Source organism: Streptomyces sp. 5K101 (genome assembly GCF_046506645.1).
Taxonomy (GTDB): domain Bacteria; phylum Actinomycetota; class Actinomycetes; order Streptomycetales; family Streptomycetaceae; genus Streptomyces.
This window is the reverse complement of sequence record NZ_JBKFFO010000009.1, coordinates 176,810-198,408: the sequence shown is the minus strand read 5'-3', so window position 1 is coordinate 198,408 and position 21,599 is coordinate 176,810. Positions and strand designations below refer to the sequence as shown.

The following is a 21,599-nucleotide window of genomic DNA, read 5'->3' as shown; positions in this document are numbered from 1 at the left end:
ACCGGCGGGGCCGACAGAGGGGACCAGGAAGGCCGCGGGCCGCCGCCCCGGCGGCTGCTCAGGCGGCGGACAGCTCCTGGGCGTGCAGGGCGTACGGGCGGGTGCGCGCCTCGTCGTAACGGTGGAGCAGCAGGCGGGCGAGCGCCGGGTGTGTGCCGAGCGGGTCGGCGGCGATCCAGGGTGCGGCGGCGGCGCTGCGGGCCGCGAAGAGGCCCGGTGCGGCGAAGTAGGAGGCGACGGCGATCCGGTGCCGGCCGCGGGCGGTGAGCGCGCGGACGGCGGCGGGGACGGTGGGCGCGAGCGCGGAGGCGTACGCGGCGACGACGGGTACGCCGCCGAGGCGTTCGCCGAGCATCTGCGCCATGCGGCGGGTGTCCTCGGCGGACTCGGGGTCACGCGACCCGGCGGAGGCGAGGACGACGCCGGTGCTGCGGCTGCTGCTGTCCGTGTCGCGCCAGCCGGCCTCGGTGAGCCGGGAGTACAGGGCCTCGACCAGCAGGGGGTGCGGGCCGAGGGGACGGGCGATGCGGATGTCCGCGCCGGCGCCGGGCGCGGCCGCGGCGGCCTGCGGCAGGTCGTGCTTCACGTGGTAGCCGCGGCTGAGGAGCAGCGGCACGAGGACGGCGGGCGCGCCCCGCAGCCCGGCGAGGGTGTCGGGGAGCAGCGGCTCGTTCAGCTCTATGTGCCCGAGCCGGACGTCGAGACCGGGCCGGAGTTCGCGGACCCGTTCGAGCAGCGCGGAGACGGTGCGCAGGGCGCGCGGGTCGCGACTGCCGTGGGCTACGGCGACGAGGGCCGGCCGGGGCTGGGCCGGGTGGGATTCGGACGGGCGTTGGTAGGCCTGGGGCATGCGCTGCGGGTTCCGTTCAGTCGGACGTGACTCAGCTGGGTGCCGAGCTGAGCGGTGATGCGCGTCAGCAGCTGAGCGGTGGTGTCGAACTGCGCGGCGCTGTCGCGGGGCATCGCGGGCTGGAGGGGCAGGGACTCACGAAGGTCTTCCGGCTCCGTCATGAACCGATGGTGACGGCCGTAGGTTGCCGGTGTGTTGCGCGGGGGTGACGGGTGTTTTCACCGGGCTCACGGTGGGGGTGGGGGCGGTGCGCAGGGGGCCGCTGCGCGGGGCCGTCCCCCACCCCGCCCCTTCCCGAAACCGGGGCTCCGCCCCAGGCCCCGCTGGCCCTGTGCCCTGACGGGCACGGGCGCCGTACCGCGCTTCGCGCGCCCTACGGCCTGTCGGCCGCGGGTGGGTTGCATGGGGCTCCGCCGCAGACCCCGTGGCCCTGTGGCCTGACGGGCACGGCGCCGTACCGCGCTTCGCGCGCTGCCGCCGAGGTGTCCAGACCCGCAGGTCGCCCGCGGGCTCGCAGCCCGTGGCCAACGCCGCTGCCAGGTCGTCGCCGTGTTCGTAGCCGACCACCGGGACGTCCGGGCAGCGTGCGGTCACCGCCGACACGCAGCCCGCCCAGGCCGCGTCCAGGTCGTCGTCCGAGGTGAAGAGGTTGGAGATCCCCGCCGCTCCGGGGCTCGTGCTCAGCACCGCTCCCGCGCTCACCCGGCCGTCCCCGTCGCGTGCCACGAGGACGGTCGTCGCCGGGTCGGACAGCAGCTCCGTGCGGAACACGCCGTCGAGACCCCGGCCGCCGTCCCACGCCGTCGCCCACTCGGCCAGTTCCGCGGCCGTCGCCACCGGGGACCACTCCTGTTGCGCCGCGGGCGCGGGCAGGCCCGCCGGGCGGTACAGCCACTGTGCCTCGAAGAGCAACTCGAACCCCGCCGCCGTCAGGTCCAGGCACGCGAAGCTGTCCTTGACCGAGGCGCCCGGCGACGCGGTGTCGATGCCGGCGAGGGCGTCGGCGGCGGATGCGTCGGGGGTCAGTGTCACCGCGTCCGGATACAGCGGCGGCGTCCTGCGGGGGTTCGTCCAGGCGCGCGGGGCGAAGGCGCCCGGCAGGCCGTGGGCGCGGCACATGGTCTCGCACCAGGCTGCGTTGTTGTGGGCCGCTCGCAGCGCCCTGTCGTCCGTCACGGCGGTGATCATGCCCACAGGAAGGGCACGGGGCGAACCGTTTTCCCGGGACCCGCGTCTGACGTCCCGTGAGGGGTTTCCGGAAGATCTCGCGCCGCGCTCAGCGGCGAACCGTCCAGGCCGTCATGCTCGGCTGCGTGCTCGCGCTCGCGCCCGCGACCTGGATGCACGCCGTCGCCGACAGCCGGGTCCGCGCCGTCGCCGACGTGCCCGCGCAGGACGTCGCCGTGGTCTTCGGGGCCGGTCTGTGGAACGGCCGGCCCACCCCCTACCTTGCCCACCGCCTCGACGCCGCCGCCGAGCTCTACCGCGCGGGCAAGGTCAAGGTCGTCCTCGTCACCGGCGACAACAGCCGGGTCGAGTACGACGAGCCCGACGCGATGCGCGCGTATCTGACGGAGCGCGGCGTGCCGGACGGGCGGATCGTCAGCGACTACGCCGGTTTCGACACCTGGGACTCCTGCGTCCGGGCGAAGGAAATCTTCGGCGTCGAGCGCGCGGTGCTGGTGACACAGGGCTTCCACATCCGCCGGGCCGTCGCCCTGTGCCGTTCCGCCGGGGTCGAGTCGTACGGCGTCGGGGTCGCCGAGCCGCACGACGTGACCTGGTACTACGGCGGGGTCCGGGAGGTGTTCGCGGCGGGCAAGGGGTCGCTCGACGCCCTTCTGCGGCCCGACCCGACGTTCCTCGGGGCGAAGGAGCCGGGCGTACGGGAGGCCCTGGAGGCGGCCGGGCGCGGCCGGGCGCACTAGCCCCGGCGGCCCAGCATCGCCAGGAGCAGGGACTGGGCGCTGTCGCCCGGCGGCGGCTCGATCGGCGGCGCGAACAGCCCCGACGCGGCGAGCTGGTCCGCGTACGGGGTGACCTCCTCCAGCGCGAAGGCCACGAGCGCGTCGGGCAGCCGCTCGGGCGCGCCGATCGCCCGGGACAGGTCCCAGGCGTGCACCACCGCGTCCGCGGTCATCTGCGAGCAGTAGGCGACAGCCGGTGTCTCGCCATACGAGAGCTGCACGGTCCGCTCCAGCGCGCCGTCCGCGGCGAACGCCTTGCGGGCCGCCCGTGCGGCCGCATCCCACGCGGCGCGCGGGCGCGCGCCGAGCACATCGCCGTCGTACGCGTCGCCCACGTCCTCGACGGTCGCCCCGTCGGTGACCAGGTCGGGCACCCACAGCTGCTCGGCCGTGAGGTGGTTGACCAGGTCGCGTACGGTCCACTCGGTGCACGGCGTCGGATCGTCCCACTGGTCCTTGCGCACCGCGTGCACCCGGTCGGTGAAGAGGGCGAGCGCCTCGGAGTGCCGGGCGAGGAGGTCTGCCGCGTCGTCGTTCGTCATGCGGCTCACTGTCGCGCGCCCGGCGCGCGGATGCGAGCGTCCGGCGATGCCGCGTGTCAGCGCCCCAGGCGCGGGGCATCGGAGCCTCCGGGCCTCACCGGGAACGGTGGCGCGTGCGGAGGGCGGCGTACCCCGGTCGTAATGCGCCGCGCCCGTCGGCGTAACAAGGATGTTCCACGCTGGGCGTCATGCGCGACGAGACCATCCCGACCCACTGTCCCTACTGCGCCCTGCAGTGCGGCATGAATCTGCGCGGCGGCACGGCGGCCGATGCGGTCGTCGAGGTGGTGGAACGCCCGGACTTCCCCGTGAACCGGGGGGCGCTGTGCGGCAAGGGCCGCACCTCCCCCGCCCTGCTCTCCTCCCGGGTGCGCCTGACCGAGCCGCTCATCCGATCCCACGCCACAGGCCGGCTCGAGCCGGCCACCTGGGAGGAGGCTCTGCGTACGATCGCCGACGGACTGCGCCGCACGCGCGAGGCCCACGGCCCGGACGCGGTGGGCGTCTTCGGCGGCGGCGGGCTCACCAACGAGAAGGCGTACACACTGGGCAAGTTCGCCCGGGTCGTGCTCGGCACCTCGCAGATCGACTACAACGGCCGCTTCTGCATGTCGTCGGCGGCCGCCGCGCACAACAAGGCGTTCGGCCTGGACCGCGGTCTGCCGTTCCCGCTGGAGGACATCCCGCGGACCGGGTGCGTGATCCTCGTCGGCTCCAACCTCGCCGAGACCATGCCGCCCGCGCTGCGCTACCTGACGGAACTGAAGGAGAACGGCGGCGCACTGATCGTCGTCGACCCGCGGCGCACGCGGACCGCCGAGCAGGCCGACCTCCATCTGGCACCCCGCCCCGGCACCGACCTGGCGCTCGCCCTCGGGCTGCTGCACCTGGTCGTCGCCGAGGGGCGGACGGACGAGGAGTTCATCGAGGAGCGCACGAGCGGCTGGGCGGACGCCCGCGCCGCGGCGATGGCGCACTGGCCCGAGCTCGTCGAGCGGATCACCGGCGTCGGCGTGCCCCAGCTGCGCGAGGCGGTACGGATGTTCTGCGACGCGCCCACCGGCATGGTGCTCACCGCACGCGGACCCGAGCAGCAGTCGAAGGGCACGGACACGGTCAGCGCCTGGATCAACCTGTGCCTGGCCACCGGCCGGGCCGGCCGGCCGCTGTCCGGCTACGGCTGTCTGACCGGGCAGGGCAACGGGCAGGGCGGCCGCGAGCACGGCCAGAAGGCCGACCAGCTGCCCGGCTACCGCAGGCTGGACGACCCGGCGGCCCGGGCCCATGTCGCCGAGGTGTGGGGTGTGGCGCCCGAGACGCTGCCGGGCCCGGGGCGCAGCGCCTACGAGCTGCTGGACGCGCTCGGCACGGACGTGAAGTCGCTGCTGCTGATGGGCTCGAACCCGGTGGTGTCGGCGCCGCGCGCCGCGCACGTCGAGGAGCGGCTGACATCGCTCGACTTCCTGGCCGTGGCCGACGTGGTCCTGTCGGAGACCGCCGCACTCGCGGACGTGGTGCTGCCGGTGACGCAGTGGGCAGAGGAGACCGGCACGATGACCAACCTGGAGGGCAGGGTGCTGCTGCGGCGCCGCGCGGTCGACGCGCCGCCCGGTGTGCGCAGCGATCTCCAGGTGCTCGGCGCCCTCGCGGGACTGCTGGGCCACGAGAAGGGCTTCTCCGCCGACCCGGAGGAGGTCTTCGACGAGCTGCGCCGGGCATCGGCGGGTGGTCTCGCGGACTACTCGGGGATCAGCTACCGCAGGATCGCCGAGGAGGACGGGGTGTTCTGGCCGTGCCCGGCGCCCGCGTCGCAGGACGGGGCGGAGGTGCATCCCGGGACGCCGCGGCTGTTCCTCGACCGCTTCGCCACGGACGACGGGCGGGCGCGGTTCGTGCCGGTGGGACACCGGCCCGCCGCGGAGGAGCCGGACGCCGAGTACCCGGTGCTGCTGACCACCGGGCGGGTGGTCGCCCAGTACCAGTCGGGGTCGCAGACGCGCCGCGTCGACGAGCTGAATGCGGCGGCGCCGGGCCCGTTCGTGGAGCTGCATCCGCAGCTGGCCGAGCGCATCGGCGCCGCGGAGGGCGACCCGGTGGCGGTGGTCTCGCGGCGCGGGCGCGCGGTGGGGCCGGCCCGGATCACCAACGGGATCAGGCCGGACACGGTGTTCATGCCGTTCCACTGGCCCGGCGAGGGCCGGGCGAACACGGTGACCAACCCGGCGCTCGACCCGACGTCCCGGATGCCGGAGTTCAAGGTCTGCGCGGTCCGCGTGGAGGCGGCGGCCTGACCGGCCGCAGGTCCGCCCTGTCCCTGCGGAGGCGGCGGGCCGGTCCCTCTCAGGTCCGCCCGGTCCGGCGTCCGCGCCGTCGGCGCGGCACCAGCCCGGTCACCGTGCGCGCGGCCCCCGGCGACCGGCGCCGACCCGTCACCCGCCCCGTTCACACCCCCGCCGCTCCCGCACGGCCGCACCAGTCGCCGCCCGCTATGCGCCGGCCGCGTGCCGCGAGGTCGCGCGCCACGCCTCCGGCGGCGACGTAGACCCAGGCGGGCAGCGCGGTGCCGTCCGCGAGGAGCACCTCGCGGGCCACCCGCTCGTACACGTTGCGCGGGTGGCCCGGGGCGATGAAGTCCTCCAGCTGGTCGAGCGTCCGGAGCAGCCGGTCGTACTCCCCGGGCGCGACGGTCACGCACGCGCCCGCGACCTGTCCGCCCTCCCGCCCGTCCTCGACCAGGTACGGGTAGCCGGGCCCGTCGTACAGCAGCGCGCCTGGCAGTGTCGCGGGCTCCTCGGCGCAGGTGCGGCCGGCGAGGAACAGGTCGTGGTTGGGCTCGCCGGGCCGCAGGGTGCCGTAGACGAAGAAGGGCAGCTGCTCGGTCACGGCGTCTTCGTCTCCGCCTGCACCCATGCCGTGTACGCGGCGCTCGCGCGGACCACCGGGAAGGCGATGATCTCCGGGGTGTCGTAGTCGTGCGCGGCGGTCAGGTGTGCTTCCAGGGCGTCGTAGCAGGCCGGGGTGGTCTTGAAGAGGATCTGCCACTCCTCGGCGCGCTCGATGGCGTTCTGCCAGTGGTAGACGGAGGTAATCGGTGCGGAGACCTGCGCGCAGGCGGCAAGTCTGGCCTCCACCGCGCCCTGCGCCAGCTCGTGCGCCTTCTCGGCGCTGTCGGTGGTGGTCAGCACGGCGAGCAGCTCAGGCGCGGCGGGCTGTTGCTCCACGGCGGGGGCTCCTTCGGTAGGCGGCTGGGGCACGGGGACGCGCCCGTGCCTGCCACGGTACGCATCACCCGGTCCCCTTCGCGCCGCCCGCCCGCGCCCGGTCCGTTCCTCAGGCCGCGTACGGGTGCGCGGCCTTGGCGGACCGCAGGGCGGTGCCCCACCAGGCGAGCTGGTCGAGCATCGTCTTGGCGGCGGCGTCGGGGGCGGCCGGGTCGCGGTGGTTGCCCTCGTCGTCGAAGTGGGCGCCGGCGTTGTGGAAGGAGACCGTGTCGCGGACGGTGACGGCGTGGAGCTCGGCGAAGACCTGCCGCAGGTGTTCGACGGCACGCAGCCCGCCGGACACGCCGCCGTAGGAGACGAAGCCGACCGGCTTGGCCTGCCATTCGCCGTAGTGCCAGTCGATGAGGGACTTGAGAGAGGCGGGGAAGGAGTGGTTGTACTCGGGGGTGAGGACGACGAAGGCGTCGGCGGCGGCCAGCCTGGGCGTGACCTTGGCGAGTTCGGCGGTGACGGCGGGCGACGGGCTGTAGGACAGGGACGTGGGCAGTGCCGTCTCGGCGAGGTCCACGAGGTCGACGGTGAAGTCCTCGCGACCGGCGGCACGGGAGAGGAACCAGTCGGCGACGACGGGCCCGAAGCGTCCCTCGCGGTTGCTGCCGACGATGACGGCGAGCTGGAGCGGGGCCCGGTCGGCAGAGGTGACGGCGGTGTTCTCAGGCGTGTTGAGGTCCATGGGGAAGAGCGTGGTACCTCAAGTTGGGTTGAGGTCAAGCGGCCGTGGGGCTCACCCGTTCAGCGCGCCCGGAGGGCATGCCACCCGAATGCGCAGCCCCCGGCGGTGACCTGCGACAACGCGGCGCGTCCAGCACGACACACCGTTCCGGGCCGGTGAATCTGATGCGCTATCAGCAGGCATGCGGCGCGGCCCGGCCATTACCTCGAAACAGACGGACTCCGCGTCACGCGCTCCCGGAGGACTCCCATGCGCACGATCGCCCGCCCGGTGACCGGCCCCGCGCCGGTCGTCGCCTCGACAGGTCTCGGCTCCCCGCCGACCAGGGCCGGCGGCAGCGTCGGACCGGACACCACCCAGATCGCGGCGGGCGCGGCGGTCATCGCCGCGGCCGCCGTCGGCGGGACACTGCTCCTGCGCCGCCGGGCGAGCGGCGCGCAGGACAGCTGACGGGCCGGTTCCCCCGGATCCCGCACCGCCCGAGCCCCCGCTCCCGTCCGGCCCCGAGCCGACGGGGGCGGGGTGCGAGCCGTTTACGGCTCCCCGCCGGCTTCCGGAGGGGAGACCAGCGGCAGGGCGCGCCGGGACGGCAGGGTCCGAGGGACGGCCCGCCCTACGCGTTCCACTGGTCGAAGCCGAGCTTGGCGACCAGGGAGAAGACGACGACGAGCAGCACACCGCGCACGAACTCACTGCCCTTCTGCAGGGCCATCCGGGCACCGATCATGCCACCGGCCAGGTTGAAGACCGCCATGACCGCAGCCAGTTGCCACAGCACGGTGCCCTGGTACGCGAACATCGCCAGCGCGCCGGCGTTGGTGCAGACGTTGACGATCTTGGCGGTCGCGGAGGCGGTCACCAGGTCCAGGTGGAGCACGGCGGTCAGCGCCAGGACCAGAAAGGTGCCCGTGCCCGGCCCGAACAGGCCGTCGTAGAAGCCGATACCGCCGCCGACCAGGACGATCGCCGCGACGGTGCGGGTCCGGCTCACACGGCGGCGCGCCTCGTCGGTCACCGTGCCGAAAGTGGGCCGCAGCATCACGAAGGCCGCCACCCCGAGCAGCACGACCATGATCACGGGGCGCAGGACGTCGCTGCTGATCCCGGCCGCGAAGAAGGCGCCGCCCATGGAGCCCGCGACGGCCGCGAGTCCGATCCGCACGGCTGTCTTCACCTGCACGGGCGCCTTGCGTACATAGGTGACGGCCGCGCCCGTGGTGCCGACGATCGCGACGGCCTTGTTGGTGCCGAGGACGTTGGCGGCCGAGACGTTCGGCAGTCCGAGCAGCAGGGCGGGCAGGAGCAGCAGTCCCCCGCCGCCCACCACCGCGTCGATCCAGCCGGCCGCCGCGGCGGCGAGACAGAGGACGACCAGCGTGGTCAGTGATATGTCGGGCACATGGTGACCCTATGGACGGGCTGCATGCAGCGTCCAACGGACTTCTGTTTCTTGAGCGTCTGCTGAGCTTTGCGTGACGGGCGGGCAGCCGCCTGTGAGCGGCGGCCCCTCACACCCGCCCGGCGCCCCCGCTGAGGGCAGCGTTCCGCGCGGGAAACAGAAGGGAACCTGCCGGGTAACACCGGCGACGCACGCTGCTTGCATGACTTCGGACATCGTGGTGATCGGCGGCGGGACAGCAGGCGCGCGGCTCGCGCGGCAGCTGGGCACGGGCGTTCGCGTCACCGTCATCGGCGAGGAGCAGCACGCCCCGTACAACCGGGTGCTGCTCGCCGAGGTGCTCGCGGGGCGGTACGGGCCCGAGGTGATCGCCCTGCCCGAGGTGCCCGTGCGGCGCGGCGTGCGGGCGACGTCCATCGACCGCGAACGCCGGCTCGTGCACTGCGCGGACGGCACGACGGTCGGCTACGACCGGCTGGTCCTCGCGACCGGTTCCAACCCGGTACTGCCGCCGCTGCGCGGCATCGGCCCCGGCCTCCCCGAGGGCGTGCACCCCTTCCGCACCCTGGACGACTGCGCGGCCCTGTCGCGGGCCGTCCGCCCCGGCACCCGGGCCGTCGTCGTCGGCGGCGGGCTGCTCGGCGTCTCCGCGGCCCGGGCGCTCGCCGAGCGCGGCGGCAAGGTGGTGCTCGCCCAGCAGGGCGAGCACCTCATGGAGCGCCAGCTCGACGTCTCCGCGTCCACGCTGCTGCGCAGCCACCTGGAGGCCCTGGGCGTCGAGGTGCACACCGAGTGCCGGGTGCGCGGACTGCGCACCGGCGCGGACGACGCGGTGAGCGCCGTGGTGCTCGCCGACGGCTTCGCGCTCGACGCCGAACTCGTGGTGCTGGCCTGCGGGGTACGCCCCCGCGTCGGGCTCGCGGCGGACGCGGGGCTCACGGTGCGCCGGGGCATCGTCGTCGACGACGAGCTGCGCACCTCCGATCCGTACATCCACGCCATCGGCGACTGCGCCGAGCACGACGGCGTGGTCCACGGCCTCGCGGGCCCGGCCATCGAACAGGCCGACGTCCTCGCGTCCGTGCTCAGGTCCGGCACCACCGCCCGCTACACCGGCACCCGGGCCCTGACCCGGCTCACGCTCGCCTCGGCGACGAGCCCGCTCGACCTCGCCGCCTTCGGCGACCCCACACCCCGTCCCGGCGACGACGTCGTCCAGCTCGCCGATGCCACCCGGGGCGCGTACCGCAAGGTCGTCGTCCGCGGCGACCGGCTCGTCGGCGGGGTGCTGCTCGGGGATCTCGCGTCGGTCGGCGCACTCGCCCGAGCCTGGGAGGGCGACGAGGCCCTTCCCGACTCCGTGCCCCTGCTCCACCTGCTCACCAATGATGGAGGCCTCTGACATGGCTGCGACGTCCACTCCCGCGATCAGCCCCACCATCGTGGTCGTCGGCCACGGCATGGTCGGCCAGCGCTTCCTGGAGGCCCTCGCCGACCGCGGCGTCACCGGCCGGGCGCGGGTCGTCGTGCTGTGCGAGGAACCCCGCCCCGCCTACGACCGGGTCCGCCTCACCTCGTACTTCTCCGGGAACACGCCCGAGGACCTGTCCATGGTCGAGGACGGCTTCATGGCGAAGCACGGCATCGAACTGCACCTGGGCGACCCGGCCGAGTCGATCGACACCGCCGCCCGCACGGTCACCGCGCGCTCCGGCCTGACCCTCTCGTACGACACGCTGGTGCTGGCGACCGGCTCCTACCCGTTCGTCCCGCCGGTGCCGGGCAAGGACGCCGAGGGCTGTTTCGTCTACCGCACCATCGAGGACCTGCTCGCGATCGAGGAGTACGCCAAGACGGCCCGCGTCGGAGCGGTCGTCGGCGGCGGTCTGCTCGGTCTGGAGGCGGCGGGCGCGCTCAAGGACCTCGGGCTTCAGACGCACATCGTCGAGTTCGCGCCGCGCCTGATGCCGGTGCAGGTCGACGAGGGCGGCGGCGCCGCGCTGCTGCGCACCATCGAGGACATGGGGCTCGCCGTCCACACCGGCGTCGGCACCCAGGAGGTCACCGCCTGCGAGAACGGCGCCGTGAACGGCATGGCCCTGTCGGACGGTTCGGTCCTCCCCACCGACCTCGTCGTCTTCTCCGCGGGCGTACGGCCCAGGGACCAGCTCGCCCGCGACGCGGGCCTCGCCGTCGGCGAGCGCGGCGGCATCGTCGTCGACGAGCAGTGCCGCACCTCCGACCCGGCCGTGTTCGCCATCGGCGAGTGCGCGCTCGCCTCGGACGGGCGGGTCTACGGACTGGTCGCGCCCGGCTACGAGATGGCCGAGACGGCGGCGGCCGCGCTGGAGGGCGAGGTGTCCTCGTTCACTGGCGCCGACACGTCCACCAAGCTGAAGCTGCTCGGCGTGGACGTCGCCTCCTTCGGCGACGCCCACGGCACGGCCGAGGGCTGCCTCGACGTCGTCTACTCGGACTCCCGCGCCGGTGTCTACAAGAAGCTCGTCATCGACCCCGAGGGCACGCTGCTCGGCGGCATCCTGGTCGGCGACGCCGAGGCGTACGGCACGCTGCGCGCCTTCACCGGCTCGGTGCCGCCCGTCTCGCCCGAACAACTCGTGCTGCCCGCCGGCTCGGGTGCGCCGGTCGCGCTCGGCCCGGCCGCCCTGCCCGACGACGCGGTCGTCTGCTCCTGCCACAACGTCACCAAGGGCACGATCCGCGGGGCCGTCACCGAGCACTCCTGCACCACCGTCCCCGAGGTCAAGAAGTGCACCAAGGCCGGTACCGGCTGCGGCAGTTGCGTCAAGGTGCTGGGCCAGCTGGTCAACGCCGAGCTGGAGGCCGCGGGCGTCGAGGTCGACAAGGGCCTGTGCGGCTGCTTCTCCCAGACCCGCCAGGAGCTGTACGAGATCGTGCGCGCCCTGCGCATCACCTCGTACCAGGAACTGCTGGACGGGCACGGCCGGGAGGCGGCGCGCGGCACGAACGGCTGCGAGGTCTGCAAGCCCACCGTCGGTTCCGTCATCGCCTCGCTGGCGCCCACGATCGGCGCCTCCGGCTACGTGCTGGAGGGCGAGCAGGCGGCGCTGCAGGACACCAACGACCACTTCCTCGCCAACCTGCAGAAGAACGGCTCGTACTCGATCGTGCCGCGCATCCCGGGCGGTGAGATCACCCCCGAGAAGCTGATCGTCATCGGTGAGGTGGCGCGCGACTTCGGCCTCTACACGAAGATCACCGGCGGCCAGCGCATCGACCTGTTCGGCGCGCGGGTCGACCAGCTGCCGCAGATCTGGGGACGGCTGGTGGACGCGGGCTTCGAGTCGGGGCACGCGTACGGCAAGGCGCTGCGGACCGTGAAGTCCTGTGTGGGACAGACCTGGTGCCGCTACGGCGTGCAGGACTCGGTCCGCATGGCGATCGACCTGGAGCTGCGCTACCGCGGCCTGCGCTCGCCGCACAAGCTGAAGTCGGCGGTCTCCGGCTGCCAGCGCGAGTGCGCCGAGGCGCAGTCGAAGGACTTCGGTGTGATCGCCACGGCCAACGGGTGGAACCTGTACGTCGGCGGCAACGGCGGAGCGACGCCGCGCCACGCCGACCTGCTGGCGCAGGACCTGTCCGACGCCGAACTGATCAGGCTGATCGACCGGTTCCTGATGTTCTACATCCGCACCGCCGACCGGCTGGAGCGCACCGCGGCCTGGCTGGAGCGGATCGAGGGCGGCCTCGACCACGTGCGCGACGTCGTCGTGCACGACTCGCTCGGCATCTGCGACGAGCTGGAGTCCCTGATGGCCGACCACGTCGCCGGCTACCGGGACGAGTGGGCCGAGACGCTGAACGACCCGGAGCGGCTGCTGCGGTTCGTGTCGTTCGTCAACGCGCCCGACGTGCCGGACCCGACGGTGAAGTTCGTGCCCGAGCGCGACCAGGTCAAGCCCGATCTGCCCCTGCTGTCCATCCGTCCCCTGGACGAAGCCCTGGAAGGTACTGCCGCCCGATGACCATCGCCCCTGAGAAGACGCAGCTGTCGACGGACATGCAGATCCAGCTCCGGATCGGCGACGAGTGGCTGACCGTGTGCCCGCTGTCCCGGCTCACGCCGGGCCGCGGGGTCGCCGCCCTGCTGCCGGACGGCCGCCAGGCCGGGCTGTTCCTGGACCGCGACGGCGTGCCGTACGCGATCGACAACCGCGACCCGTTCACCGGGGCGCAGGTGCTCTCGCGCGGCCTGATCGGCACCGCGGCGGGCCGGCCGTTCGTCGCGTCGCCGCTGCTCAAGCAGCGGTTCGACCTGGCGTCCGGGCGCTGCCTGGACGACGAGACGGTCTCGGTGACCGCCTACGAGGTCCGCCTCCACTGACGGCGGTCACTCCCCCGGCTCCGCTCACGCGTCGTCTGTCACTGCCCTGACTCTTCGCGGCGCGTGAGCGGCACCCTCTCCTGCCGGGCCCCGGTGGCCCGGCAGGCGCCCCTGGGTGACGGCGAGCAGCGCGCCGGCGAGCAGCACCGCGGCACCGGCCGCCTGGACGGCGCCGAAGGACTCGCCGAGGAAGACGATGGCCGCCGAACTGCCGAAGACGGGCACGAGGAACATCATCACGGAAGCCGAGGCGGGGCCGACCGCGCCGACTCCGCGGTAGTAGAGCAGGTTGGCGAGGGCGGTCGGCCCGACGGCGAGGAACACCACGTTCAGCCATGTCCTGAAGGGCAGTTCGCCCCAGCTCACGTCGCCCAGTTCGGGGGCCGAGAACACGCCGAGGGCCACGGCCCCGGCGCAGGTCGCGTACGTCGTGGCCCGCAGCGGTTCGATGCCGGCCAGCACGCGCGGTCCCGCGAGCGTGAACGAGGCCCAGCAGACGGCGCTCAGCAGGAACAACAGGTCCCCGGTCAGCCGAGTCGCGCCCCCGCCGCCCGTGCCCGCCCCGACGAAGAAGACCACCGCGCCCACCACGCCCAGGCCGAGCCCCGCGATACGCGCGGGCGCCGCCGACTCCCTGCGGGTGAGCAGCAGGAACGCGGTCGTCAGGACCGGGCTCATGACCGGGACGATCACACCCGCGTCCATCGAGGGCGCCATCGAGAGCCCCCAGAAGAAGCTCAGGTTGTACGCGAAGACGCCGAGCAGTCCGGCGAGCGCCGCCCTCCATCGGTCGCGCGGGGCAACCCGTACGCCGCGCCGGCCGAAGAGGCGCACGGCGACCAGCAGGGCGAGCGCACCGCCGCCGAAGCGGAGGAACGCCGCGACGCCGTGGGGAAGTTGTTCCACCACCACCTTGGAACTGCTGAAGGCGCTGCCCCACAGCACCATCGTCACCGTCAGCAGCAGATACGGGTTGTCCTTGCCCTTGACCGGGTACGCCGTCTTGGCCGATGTCATGCGACCAGCGTCGCCCCGCCCGCCCTCCCCCGTCTTGTACGTTCGTGCGGGGACCACAATGAGGGGATGGACACCGCTCACGGCTCACCGGGGACGCCCGGCGAGGGCTGGGCACGCTACTGGCGCGACCCGGACCGTCCGCTGGAGGCCATGCGCGCCCACTTCTTCGACCACGTCTACCACCCCCACAGCCACGACGCGTACTCGTTCGGGATCACCGAGGCGGGGGCCCAGCGATTCCACTGCCGGGGCGGCGCGCACACCAGCGGCGCGGGCATGGTGATGGCGTTCAATCCGGACGAGCCGCACGACGGGCAGGCGGCGGCCGACGTCGGCTACCAGTACCGGATCGTGCACATCGGCCCCGACGTCGTCCGCGACGCGCTGGCGGACATGGCCGGCGGGCGGGCGGTCATGCCGCTGTTCCCCGAACCGGCGCTGAGCGACCCGGTGCTGCGCGACGCCCTGCTGCGGCTGCACACCGCGCTCGTCGGCGACGCGGACCCCCTGGTGCGCGACGAGCTTCTGACGGCGGCGGTCACCGCGATGGTCGCCCGCGGCACGGCACGCCCGCCCCGGGAGCGGGTCCCGGGCCGCGACGGGCCGGCCCGGCTCGCGGCGCGCCGGGCGCGTGCGCTACTGGAGGAGACGTACGCGGAGAAGGTGACGGCCGAGGCGCTCGCCGAGGCGGCGGGCTGCAGCCGGTTCGCCCTGTACCGGGCCTTCCGGGCCGAGTACGGGATGTCGCCGTCGGACTGGCAGCGGCTGGTGCGCCTGCGGCGGGCGCGCGGGCTGCTGGCGGCCGGTACGCCGGCGGCGGACGCGGCCGTCGCGGTGGGGTTCGCCGACCAGAGCCACTTCCACCGGTGGTTCGTGCGCTGTTTCGGCGTGACACCGGGGCTGTACCAACGGGCGGGCCCGCCGTGACGCGGTCGTCACGACCGGCCCGCCGCCTCCCCCGCCGGAGTCAGTCGCCCTGTGCCATGGCTTCCGCCGCCGCCTCCATGTCCATCCACGCGACCTCCCACATGTGGTGATCGGGGTCCTGGAAGGAACGGCCGTACATGAAGCCGTAGTCCTGCGGCTCGTTGGCCGGCGAGCCGCCGGCGGCGAGGGCCGCGTCCACGAGCTCGTCGACCTTCTCACGGCTCTCGGCGCTCAGGGCCAGGATCACCTCGGTGGAGCCGGCGGCGTCCGCGATCTCCTTCTTGGTGAAGTCCTTGAACCGGGGCTTGGTCAGCAGCATCGCGAAGATGGTGTCGCTGATGACCAGGCATGCGGCGTTCTCGTCGCTGAACTGCGGGTTGAAGGAGTAGCCGAGCTTGCTCCAGAAGGCCTTGCTGGTCTGCAGGTCGTTCACGGGCAGGTTCACGAAGATCATCTGGGGCATGGCCGTCTCTCTCTCGTGGGCTCTGGTCGCGTGCTCCGCCGTGCGGTGCCTTCGTAGGGGTAGACGAGGACGGTGGTCCGTACTCATCGCTCGCGCGTGGAAAAGTTTCGGCCCTCTCCTGGGGCTCCTGTGACGGCCGGTAACGAACGCGCCGGTACTCCTGGAGTCGACGCCTCCGGGCCATTGTCCGTTGCCGTGGCGTCAATGCACCGCTCCTAGGTTCTCCGACTGCGCGACCCCGTGGTGCCGGCCGGTGCCACGGGGCTGGTCATCCCCCTCTGGAGTGACAAGTGGAACGTCGTAGTTTCCTGCGTGGCGCGGTCGTCGGCACGTCGGCCGCCGCATTCGGCTTCACGCTGTGGCAGGGGGCCGCTTCCGCGGCTCCGGCGCAGCCCGGCGCCGGCCCGTACGGGCCGCTCGGTACGGCCGACGCGAACGGCATCCAGCTCCCGGCCGGGTTCACCAGCCGGGTGATCGCCCGGTCCGGCCGGACGGTCGGCTCCACCTCCTACACCTGGCACAACGCCCCGGACGGCGGCGCCTGTTTCGCCGACGGCACCGGCTGGATCTACGTCTCCAACTCGGAGATCTCCTCCACCGGCGGCGCGAGCGCCGTGAAGTTCTCGTCGACCGGCGCGATCACCGGCGCCTACCGCATCCTCTCCAACACCAACCGCAACTGCGCGGGCGGCGCCACCCCGTGGAACACCTGGCTCTCCTGCGAGGAGGTCAGCACCGGCTACGTCTACGAGACCGACCCGTGGGGCGTGAAGGCCGCCGTACGCCGGTCCGCCATGGGGCGCTTCAACCACGAGGCCGCCGCGGCCGACCCGGTGCGCAAGGTGATCTACCTCACCGAGGACGCGTCCGACGGCTGCCTCTACCGGTTCGTCCCCACCACCTGGGGCGACCTGTCCTCCGGCACGCTCCAGGTGCTCAAGGCCGGAACGGCCACCTCCGGCTCCTTCACGTGGGGGACCGTGCCGGACCCCGACGGTTCCCCGACCCCCACCCGCGACCAGGTGTCCGGCGCCAAGCTGTTCAACGGCGGCGAGGGCTGCCACTACGCCAACGACAGCGTGTGGTTCACCACCAAGGGCGACAACCGCCTCTGGCAGCTGAACCTGCTCAACAGCACCTACGAACTCGCCTACGACGACTCCCTCGTCGTAGGCGGCGGCGCCCCGCTGACCGGTGTCGACAACATGACCGGGGCCACCTCCGGCGACCTCTTCGTCGCCGAGGACGGCGGCAACATGGAGATCTGCGTGATCACGCCGGACGACGTCATAGCGCCGTTCCTGCGCATCACCGGCCAGTCGAGCTCGGAGATCTGCGGCCCGGCCTTCTCGCCCGACGGGCGCCGGCTCTACTTCTCCAGCCAGCGCGGCACCACGGGCAGCTCCTCGGGCGGCATCACCTACGAGGTGACCGGACCGTTCCGCGCGTAGGGCTCGGGGACCCCTGAGGGCTCCGCCGAGGCGCCGCGCAGCAGCGCGGCGCCCAGCGGGGTGAGCGTGTGCAGGACCGCGTTGCCGTGGCGCAGCGTCACGACGAGCCCCGCCTCGCGGAGGACCGCTGCGTGCTGGCTCGCGGAGGCGAGGGAGACCCCCGCCCTGCGGGCCAGTTCGCTGGTGGTGCAGCCGTTGCGGATGGCCTGGAGCACGGCGGAGCGCGTGTGGCCGAGGAGACGGCCGAGGGAGGGTCCCGCCGACTCGCCGAAGGCCGGCTCGGCCCCGTGCGAGACGGGGTAGACGAGCACCGGCGGCAGTGAGGCGTCGCGCAGCACGACCGGTGTGCCGCGGCAGAAGAACGACGGCTGGAGCAGCAGCCCCCGCCCGGCCAAGCGCAGTTCGCGGTCGACCGGGTAGTCGGCCTCCAGCACGGGGGCACGCCAGCGCAGCACGGGCGGCAGCGAGGCGAGGAGCTCGCCCGCGCCCCCGTCGAGCAGCGCCCGGCCGCGCACGGCGCGGTCGGCCTCGACGCGGGCCTGGATGTGGGGCCAGTACGGCTCTACGGCGGCCCGGTAGTAGGCACGCAGGGCGGCCACGAGACGGGCGACGGCCTCCGCGCGGCCCTCGGCGAGGGCGAGGAGCCGGGCGGGCAGCACGTGCAGGGGCGAGCGGTGGGCGACCGCGAGGGCCAACTCGGTGTGCAGCCGCGCGGGCGCAGTGGCGCGGAGCGCCTCCAGCCCGGCGTCGAGGCCGTCACGGCCCTCCCGGGGCGTCAGGAAGTCCGGGAAATACCCCCGAGGCGGCACGAGCTGGGCGAGCAGGCGTGTTTCACCTTTCAACCGGGCCCGGGCCTCGGAGCGCCATTCACCGAAGGTGAGAGCGCCTCTGCGGTCGCGCAATCGGTGGAAGCTGAGAATGGATTCCCACAATGCGTCGGGCCTGGCGGCCATGCGCACTTTCGCCAGGTCGTCCGCGTTGAAGTGAATTCGAAGCACCGAACCCCCACTTGTTGCATCCGCAATCGCCCCCCATCACTGAGTATGCATGCAATCACAGGTTGTTACCACGGTGTTTCAGCCACAGTTGAAACGCCTCGCGGGAGCATGGGGGCAACCGAAAGGCTGTACGGCGTCGGGCATGAAACCTACTTCACCGATGTGACGCAGCAAGGACCGTGGGGGGCCTTCGCGTCCGGCGGCGGTGGCGGAGGTTGCGGCTCCGTGTCCGGCACGGGTAATGGAGTGCGGTCGGCGGGTGGGGATCCGCCGGCCGCGCTCCGCCGGTTTTCTTCGTACGGAAAATGTCGAGAATTCGATTCCCGTTGTACGTACGGAATTCAACTGAACGACTGGTCAGCAGGGGCGACTTTCCTGCGGGGCGGGCAGCGCCCGGCGGAGAACAGCGGCTCGCCGAGCAGTGCTCGACGATCGGCGCTCGGCTGGACCGCGCTCGATCGGACCGCGCTCACCGGACGGGGCCGCCAGACGACGAAGCGGAAGGGGCAGGCGCCTCGCACAGGGCGCCTGCCCCTTCCGCTGGGGTTCCGGGACCGCCACCGGGATGCCGGTGAGGGTCGAGGTTCCGGACTGCGGGTTTTCGTGCCCCGCTCCCGGATGACGGCCCCGGAGTATGTGTCCGCGCTCGGACGCCTGGGTGCTCGGACGTCATCGGCCGAGCACCGCCCGCGTCAGCGCGAGTCGCTGCCCGTCGACTGGGCCGCCGCCCGGCCCGCCTCGAGGCGCGCCACCGGGATGCGGAACGGGGAGCAGGAGACGTAGTCCAGGCCCGCCTCGTGGAAGAAGTGCACCGACTCCGGGTCACCGCCGTGCTCCCCGCACACGCCCAGCTTCAGGTCCGGACGCGTCGCCCGGCCCGCCGCCACCGCGCTGCGCACGAGCGAGCCCACACCGTCCTTGTCGATCGTCTCGAACGGCGACACTCCGAAGATGCCCTTCTCCAGGTACGCCGTGAAGAAGCTCGCCTCCACGTCGTCCCGCGAGAAGCCCCACACCGTCTGGGTGAGGTCGTTCGTGCCGAAGGAGAAGAACTCGGCGGCCTCCGCGATCTGACCGGCGGTCAGCGCGGCACGCGGCAGCTCGATCATCGTGCCGAGCGCCAGCTTGAGCTCCACGCCGGTCGCCGCCTGCACCTCCGCGATGACCTGCTCGGCCTCGTCGCGGACGATCTCCAGCTCCTGGACCGTGCCCACGAGCGGAATCATGATCTCCGCGCGCGGGTCGCCCTTGGCCTCGATGCGCTCGGCCGCGGCCTCCGCGATCGCCCGTACCTGCATGGTGAACAGGCCGGGGATGACCAGGCCGAGGCGTACACCGCGCAGACCCAGCATCGGGTTCTGCTCGTGCAGCCGATGCACGGCCTGGAGCAGGCGCAGGTCGTTCTCGTGCGGGTCCTTGCGGGCCTCGGCGAGGGCGACGCGCACCGAGAGCTCGGTGATGTCGGGCAGGAACTCGTGCAGCGGCGGGTCGAGCAGACGCACCGTCACCGGCAGCCCGTCCATCGCCTCGAACAACTCGACGAAGTCCTGCTTCTGCAGCGGCAGCAGAGCCTCCAGGGCAGCGGCGCGCTCGTCGTCGGTGTCGGCGAGGATCAGCTTCTCGACCATCTCGCGGCGCTCGCCGAGGAACATGTGCTCCGTGCGGCACAGGCCGATGCCCTGCGCGCCGAACCGCCGCGCGCGCAGCGCGTCCTCGGCGTTGTCCGCGTTGGCCCGCACCCGCAGCCGGCGGACCCGGTCCGCGTAGGCCATGATCCGGTGCACGGCCGCGACCAGCTCGTCGGCGTCGTCGGCACCCGCGTGCATGCGGCCTTCGAAGTACTCGACGACCGGGGACGGCACGACCGGGACCTCACCGAGGTACACCTTGCCGGTGGAGCCGTCGATGGAGACGACGTCGCCCTCCTCGATGATCCGGTCGCCCACGGTCATCCGGCGGCGCTTGGTGTCGACCTCCAGCTCCTCGGCGCCGCAGACACAGGTCTTGCCCATGCCGCGCGCCACGACGGCCGCGTGCGAGGTCTTGCCGCCGCGCGAGGTCAGGATGCCCTCGGCGGCGATCATGCCGTCCAGGTCGTCCGGGTTGGTCTCGCGGCGGATCAGGATGACCTTCTCGCCGGACCGCGACCACTTGACCGCCGTGTAGGAGTCGAAGACGGCCTTGCCGACGGCCGCACCCGGGGAGGCGGCGATACCGCGGCCGAGCAGCTCGGTCTTCGCCGTGTCGTCGAAGCGCGGGAACATCAGCTGCGCCAGCTGCGCGCCGTTGACGCGCTGGAGCGCCTCGGCCTCGTCGATCAGGCCCTGGTCCACGAGCTGCGTGGCGATGCGGAACGCGGCCCCGGCGGTGCGCTTGCCGACGCGGGTCTGGAGCATCCACAGCTGGCCGCGCTCGATGGTGAACTCGATGTCGCACAGGTCCTTGTAGTGCGTCTCGAGGGTTTCCATGATCTGCATCAGCTGGTCGTACGACTTCTTGTCGATCGACTCGAGCTCGGCGAGCGGCACGGTGTTGCGGATACCGGCGACGACGTCCTCGCCCTGCGCGTTCTGCAGGTAGTCGCCGTAGACGCCCTGGTGGCCGGAGGCCGGGTCGCGGGTGAAGGCGACGCCGGTGCCGGAGTCCGGGCCGAGGTTGCCGAAGACCATGGAGCAGACGTTGACCGCGGTGCCGAGGTCGCCGGGGATGCGCTCCTGGCGGCGGTAGAGCTTGGCGCGGTCGGTGTTCCAGGAGTCGAAGACCGCGTGGATGGCGAGGTCCATCTGCTCGCGCGGGTCCTGCGGGAAGTCGCGGCCGGCCTCGGCCTTGACGATCTTCTTGAACTGCTTGACCAGCTTCTTCAGGTCGGCGGCGTCGAGGTCGGTGTCGACGGTGACCTTCTTGGCGGCCTTGGCCTCGTCGAGGGCGTCCTCGAAGAGCTCGCCCTCGACGCCAAGCACGGTCTTGCCGAACATCTGGATGAGGCGGCGGTAGGAGTCCCAGGCGAAGCGCTCGTCGCCGGCCTGCGTGGCGAGGCCCGCCACCGACTCGTCGGAGAGACCGATGTTGAGGACGGTGTCCATCATGCCGGGCATCGAGAACTTGGCGCCGGAGCGTACGGACACCAGCAGCGGGTTGTCGGCCTGACCGAGCTTCTTGCCCATGGACTGCTCGAGGGCGTCGAGGTGGGCACTCACCTCGTCGCGGAGCGCCGGGGGCTCCTCGCCGCTCTCGAGGTAGACCTTGCACGCCTCGGTGGTGATCGTGAAGCCGGGAGGGACCGGGAGACCGAGGTTGGTCATCTCGGCGAGGTTCGCACCCTTCCCGCCGAGCAGGTCCTTGAGGTCCTTGTTGCCCTCGGTGAAGTCGTAGACGAACTTCTGATCTTTGTTTTCCGACACGGGTCTCGACTCCTCGAGGACTCGGTGGCTGCCCTGACGGCGAGGAACATACCCAGATCGAAGGCACCTCGGTACGTCCACTTGCGCGTCATACGGCCTTAACCACTCGTCCGCCAGCAGATCGAAAGTGTCACCGGAGTCCGCAGGCGGCAGCCACTGTCTTCAACTTCTGAAGCCATCAGTACGCTAAGCGACGAAGTCGACGATCTCCGTCGACGCAGCGTGATGGGTCGACACAGAAGGCGAAGACCAAAAGGGTGGCAC

General features: G+C 72.6%; 18 protein-coding genes and 1 pseudogene. 8 read left to right on the top strand and 11 right to left on the bottom strand.

Annotated features, from left to right (window positions below; all coding sequences use genetic code 11):
- Window positions 1-58: 58 nt before the first annotated feature.
- Both ACLB9X_RS19270 and ACLB9X_RS19265 read right to left on the bottom strand, forming a co-directional pair.
- Window positions 59-1,011 (bottom strand): annotated as a pseudogene (locus ACLB9X_RS19270) (sirohydrochlorin chelatase).
- On the bottom strand, window positions 986-2,038 hold the full coding sequence (locus tag ACLB9X_RS19265; RefSeq protein WP_410361616.1) for a hypothetical protein: 1,053 nt from the start codon (window positions 2,036-2,038) through the stop codon (window positions 986-988). The pseudogene ACLB9X_RS19270 and the gene ACLB9X_RS19265 overlap by 26 nt, the downstream one beginning before the upstream one ends.
- A gap of 56 nt (window positions 2,039-2,094) precedes the next feature.
- On the opposite strand from ACLB9X_RS19265, the gene ACLB9X_RS19260 reads away from it, so the two are divergent.
- Complete coding sequence (locus ACLB9X_RS19260) at window positions 2,095-2,778, top strand: vancomycin high temperature exclusion protein (protein WP_410361615.1); 684 nt, start codon at window positions 2,095-2,097, stop codon at window positions 2,776-2,778.
- On the opposite strand, the gene ACLB9X_RS19255 is transcribed toward ACLB9X_RS19260, so the two are convergent.
- A complete protein-coding gene (locus tag ACLB9X_RS19255; protein WP_410361614.1) occupies window positions 2,775-3,359 on the bottom strand; it encodes a TIGR03086 family metal-binding protein in 585 nt (194 codons plus the stop codon). The genes ACLB9X_RS19260 and ACLB9X_RS19255 overlap by 4 nt on opposite strands.
- Window positions 3,360-3,547: 188 nt before the next feature.
- Between ACLB9X_RS19255 and ACLB9X_RS19250 the strand changes: the two genes are divergently transcribed.
- Window positions 3,548-5,650: a molybdopterin oxidoreductase family protein gene (locus ACLB9X_RS19250; protein ID WP_410361613.1), complete on the top strand. Its 2,103-nt coding sequence runs from the start codon at window positions 3,548-3,550 to the stop codon at window positions 5,648-5,650.
- A 151-nt stretch (window positions 5,651-5,801) separates the two neighbouring features.
- Here the strand turns inward: ACLB9X_RS19250 and ACLB9X_RS19245 are convergent, their stop codons facing one another.
- The 3 genes from ACLB9X_RS19245 to ACLB9X_RS19235 form a co-directional block, all read right to left on the bottom strand.
- Window positions 5,802-6,269, bottom strand: a complete 468-nt coding sequence (locus ACLB9X_RS19245) for a gamma-glutamylcyclotransferase family protein (RefSeq protein ID WP_410361612.1) — start codon at window positions 6,267-6,269, stop codon at window positions 5,802-5,804.
- Window positions 6,239-6,580 carry a divalent-cation tolerance protein CutA gene (gene cutA / locus ACLB9X_RS19240; protein WP_410361611.1) on the bottom strand — a complete coding sequence of 114 codons (342 nt, stop codon included), beginning with the start codon at window positions 6,578-6,580 and terminating at the stop codon, window positions 6,239-6,241. The genes ACLB9X_RS19245 and cutA overlap by 31 nt, the downstream gene beginning before the upstream one ends.
- Before the next feature lie 109 nt (window positions 6,581-6,689).
- Window positions 6,690-7,313, bottom strand: coding sequence for an NADPH-dependent FMN reductase (locus ACLB9X_RS19235; RefSeq protein WP_410361610.1), 624 nt, complete (start codon window positions 7,311-7,313; stop codon window positions 6,690-6,692).
- Window positions 7,314-7,562: 249 nt separating this feature from the next.
- Between ACLB9X_RS19235 and ACLB9X_RS19230 the strand changes: the two genes are divergently transcribed.
- Window positions 7,563-7,763, top strand: coding sequence for a hypothetical protein (locus ACLB9X_RS19230; protein ID WP_410361730.1), 201 nt, complete (start codon window positions 7,563-7,565; stop codon window positions 7,761-7,763).
- A 163-nt stretch (window positions 7,764-7,926) separates the two neighbouring features.
- Here the strand turns inward: ACLB9X_RS19230 and ACLB9X_RS19225 are convergent, their stop codons facing one another.
- Window positions 7,927-8,712 carry a sulfite exporter TauE/SafE family protein gene (locus ACLB9X_RS19225; protein WP_410361609.1) on the bottom strand — a complete coding sequence of 262 codons (786 nt, stop codon included), beginning with the start codon at window positions 8,710-8,712 and terminating at the stop codon, window positions 7,927-7,929.
- A gap of 202 nt (window positions 8,713-8,914) precedes the next feature.
- Here ACLB9X_RS19225 and ACLB9X_RS19220 point away from each other — a divergent pair, with 202 nt between their 5' ends.
- The 3 genes from ACLB9X_RS19220 to nirD are packed head-to-tail and all read left to right on the top strand — an operon-like array spanning window position 8,915 to window position 13,078.
- Complete coding sequence (locus ACLB9X_RS19220) at window positions 8,915-10,114, top strand: NAD(P)/FAD-dependent oxidoreductase (protein WP_410361608.1); 1,200 nt, start codon at window positions 8,915-8,917, stop codon at window positions 10,112-10,114.
- Between the two features lies 1 nt (window position 10,115).
- A complete protein-coding gene (gene nirB, locus ACLB9X_RS19215) occupies window positions 10,116-12,719 on the top strand; it encodes a nitrite reductase large subunit NirB (protein WP_410361607.1) in 2,604 nt (867 codons plus the stop codon).
- Window positions 12,716-13,078 carry a nitrite reductase small subunit NirD gene (gene nirD / locus ACLB9X_RS19210; protein ID WP_410361606.1) on the top strand — a complete coding sequence of 121 codons (363 nt, stop codon included), beginning with the start codon at window positions 12,716-12,718 and terminating at the stop codon, window positions 13,076-13,078. Before nirB ends, nirD begins: the two co-directional genes overlap by 4 nt.
- Before the next feature lie 24 nt (window positions 13,079-13,102).
- On the opposite strand, the gene ACLB9X_RS19205 is transcribed toward nirD, so the two are convergent.
- Entirely contained in the window at window positions 13,103-14,095 is a 993-nt protein-coding gene (locus ACLB9X_RS19205) for a DMT family transporter (RefSeq protein ID WP_410361605.1), read from the bottom strand.
- A gap of 66 nt (window positions 14,096-14,161) precedes the next feature.
- On the opposite strand from ACLB9X_RS19205, the gene ACLB9X_RS19200 reads away from it, so the two are divergent.
- A complete protein-coding gene (locus tag ACLB9X_RS19200) occupies window positions 14,162-15,022 on the top strand; it encodes an AraC family transcriptional regulator (protein WP_410361604.1) in 861 nt (286 codons plus the stop codon).
- Window positions 15,023-15,062: 40 nt separating this feature from the next.
- Here ACLB9X_RS19200 and ACLB9X_RS19195 read toward each other — a convergent pair whose 3' ends face one another.
- The gene (locus ACLB9X_RS19195; RefSeq protein ID WP_410361603.1) at window positions 15,063-15,485 is read right to left on the bottom strand and encodes a VOC family protein; all 423 of its coding nucleotides are present in this window, start codon (window positions 15,483-15,485) and stop codon (window positions 15,063-15,065) included.
- A 290-nt stretch (window positions 15,486-15,775) separates the two neighbouring features.
- Here ACLB9X_RS19195 and ACLB9X_RS19190 point away from each other — a divergent pair, with 290 nt between their 5' ends.
- Window positions 15,776-16,936 carry an alkaline phosphatase PhoX gene (locus ACLB9X_RS19190; RefSeq protein WP_410361602.1) on the top strand — a complete coding sequence of 387 codons (1,161 nt, stop codon included), beginning with the start codon at window positions 15,776-15,778 and terminating at the stop codon, window positions 16,934-16,936.
- Here the strand turns inward: ACLB9X_RS19190 and ACLB9X_RS19185 are convergent.
- Entirely contained in the window at window positions 16,906-17,934 is a 1,029-nt protein-coding gene (locus ACLB9X_RS19185; protein WP_410361601.1) for an ArsR/SmtB family transcription factor, read from the bottom strand. The two genes, ACLB9X_RS19190 and ACLB9X_RS19185, sit on opposite strands and share 31 nt — an antisense overlap.
- 692 nt (window positions 17,935-18,626) lie before the next feature.
- Window positions 18,627-21,335 (bottom strand): pyruvate, phosphate dikinase, encoded by a 2,709-nt coding sequence (ppdK, locus tag ACLB9X_RS19180; protein ID WP_410361600.1) that lies wholly within the window; start codon window positions 21,333-21,335, stop codon window positions 18,627-18,629.
- Window positions 21,336-21,599: the final 264 nt, after the last annotated feature.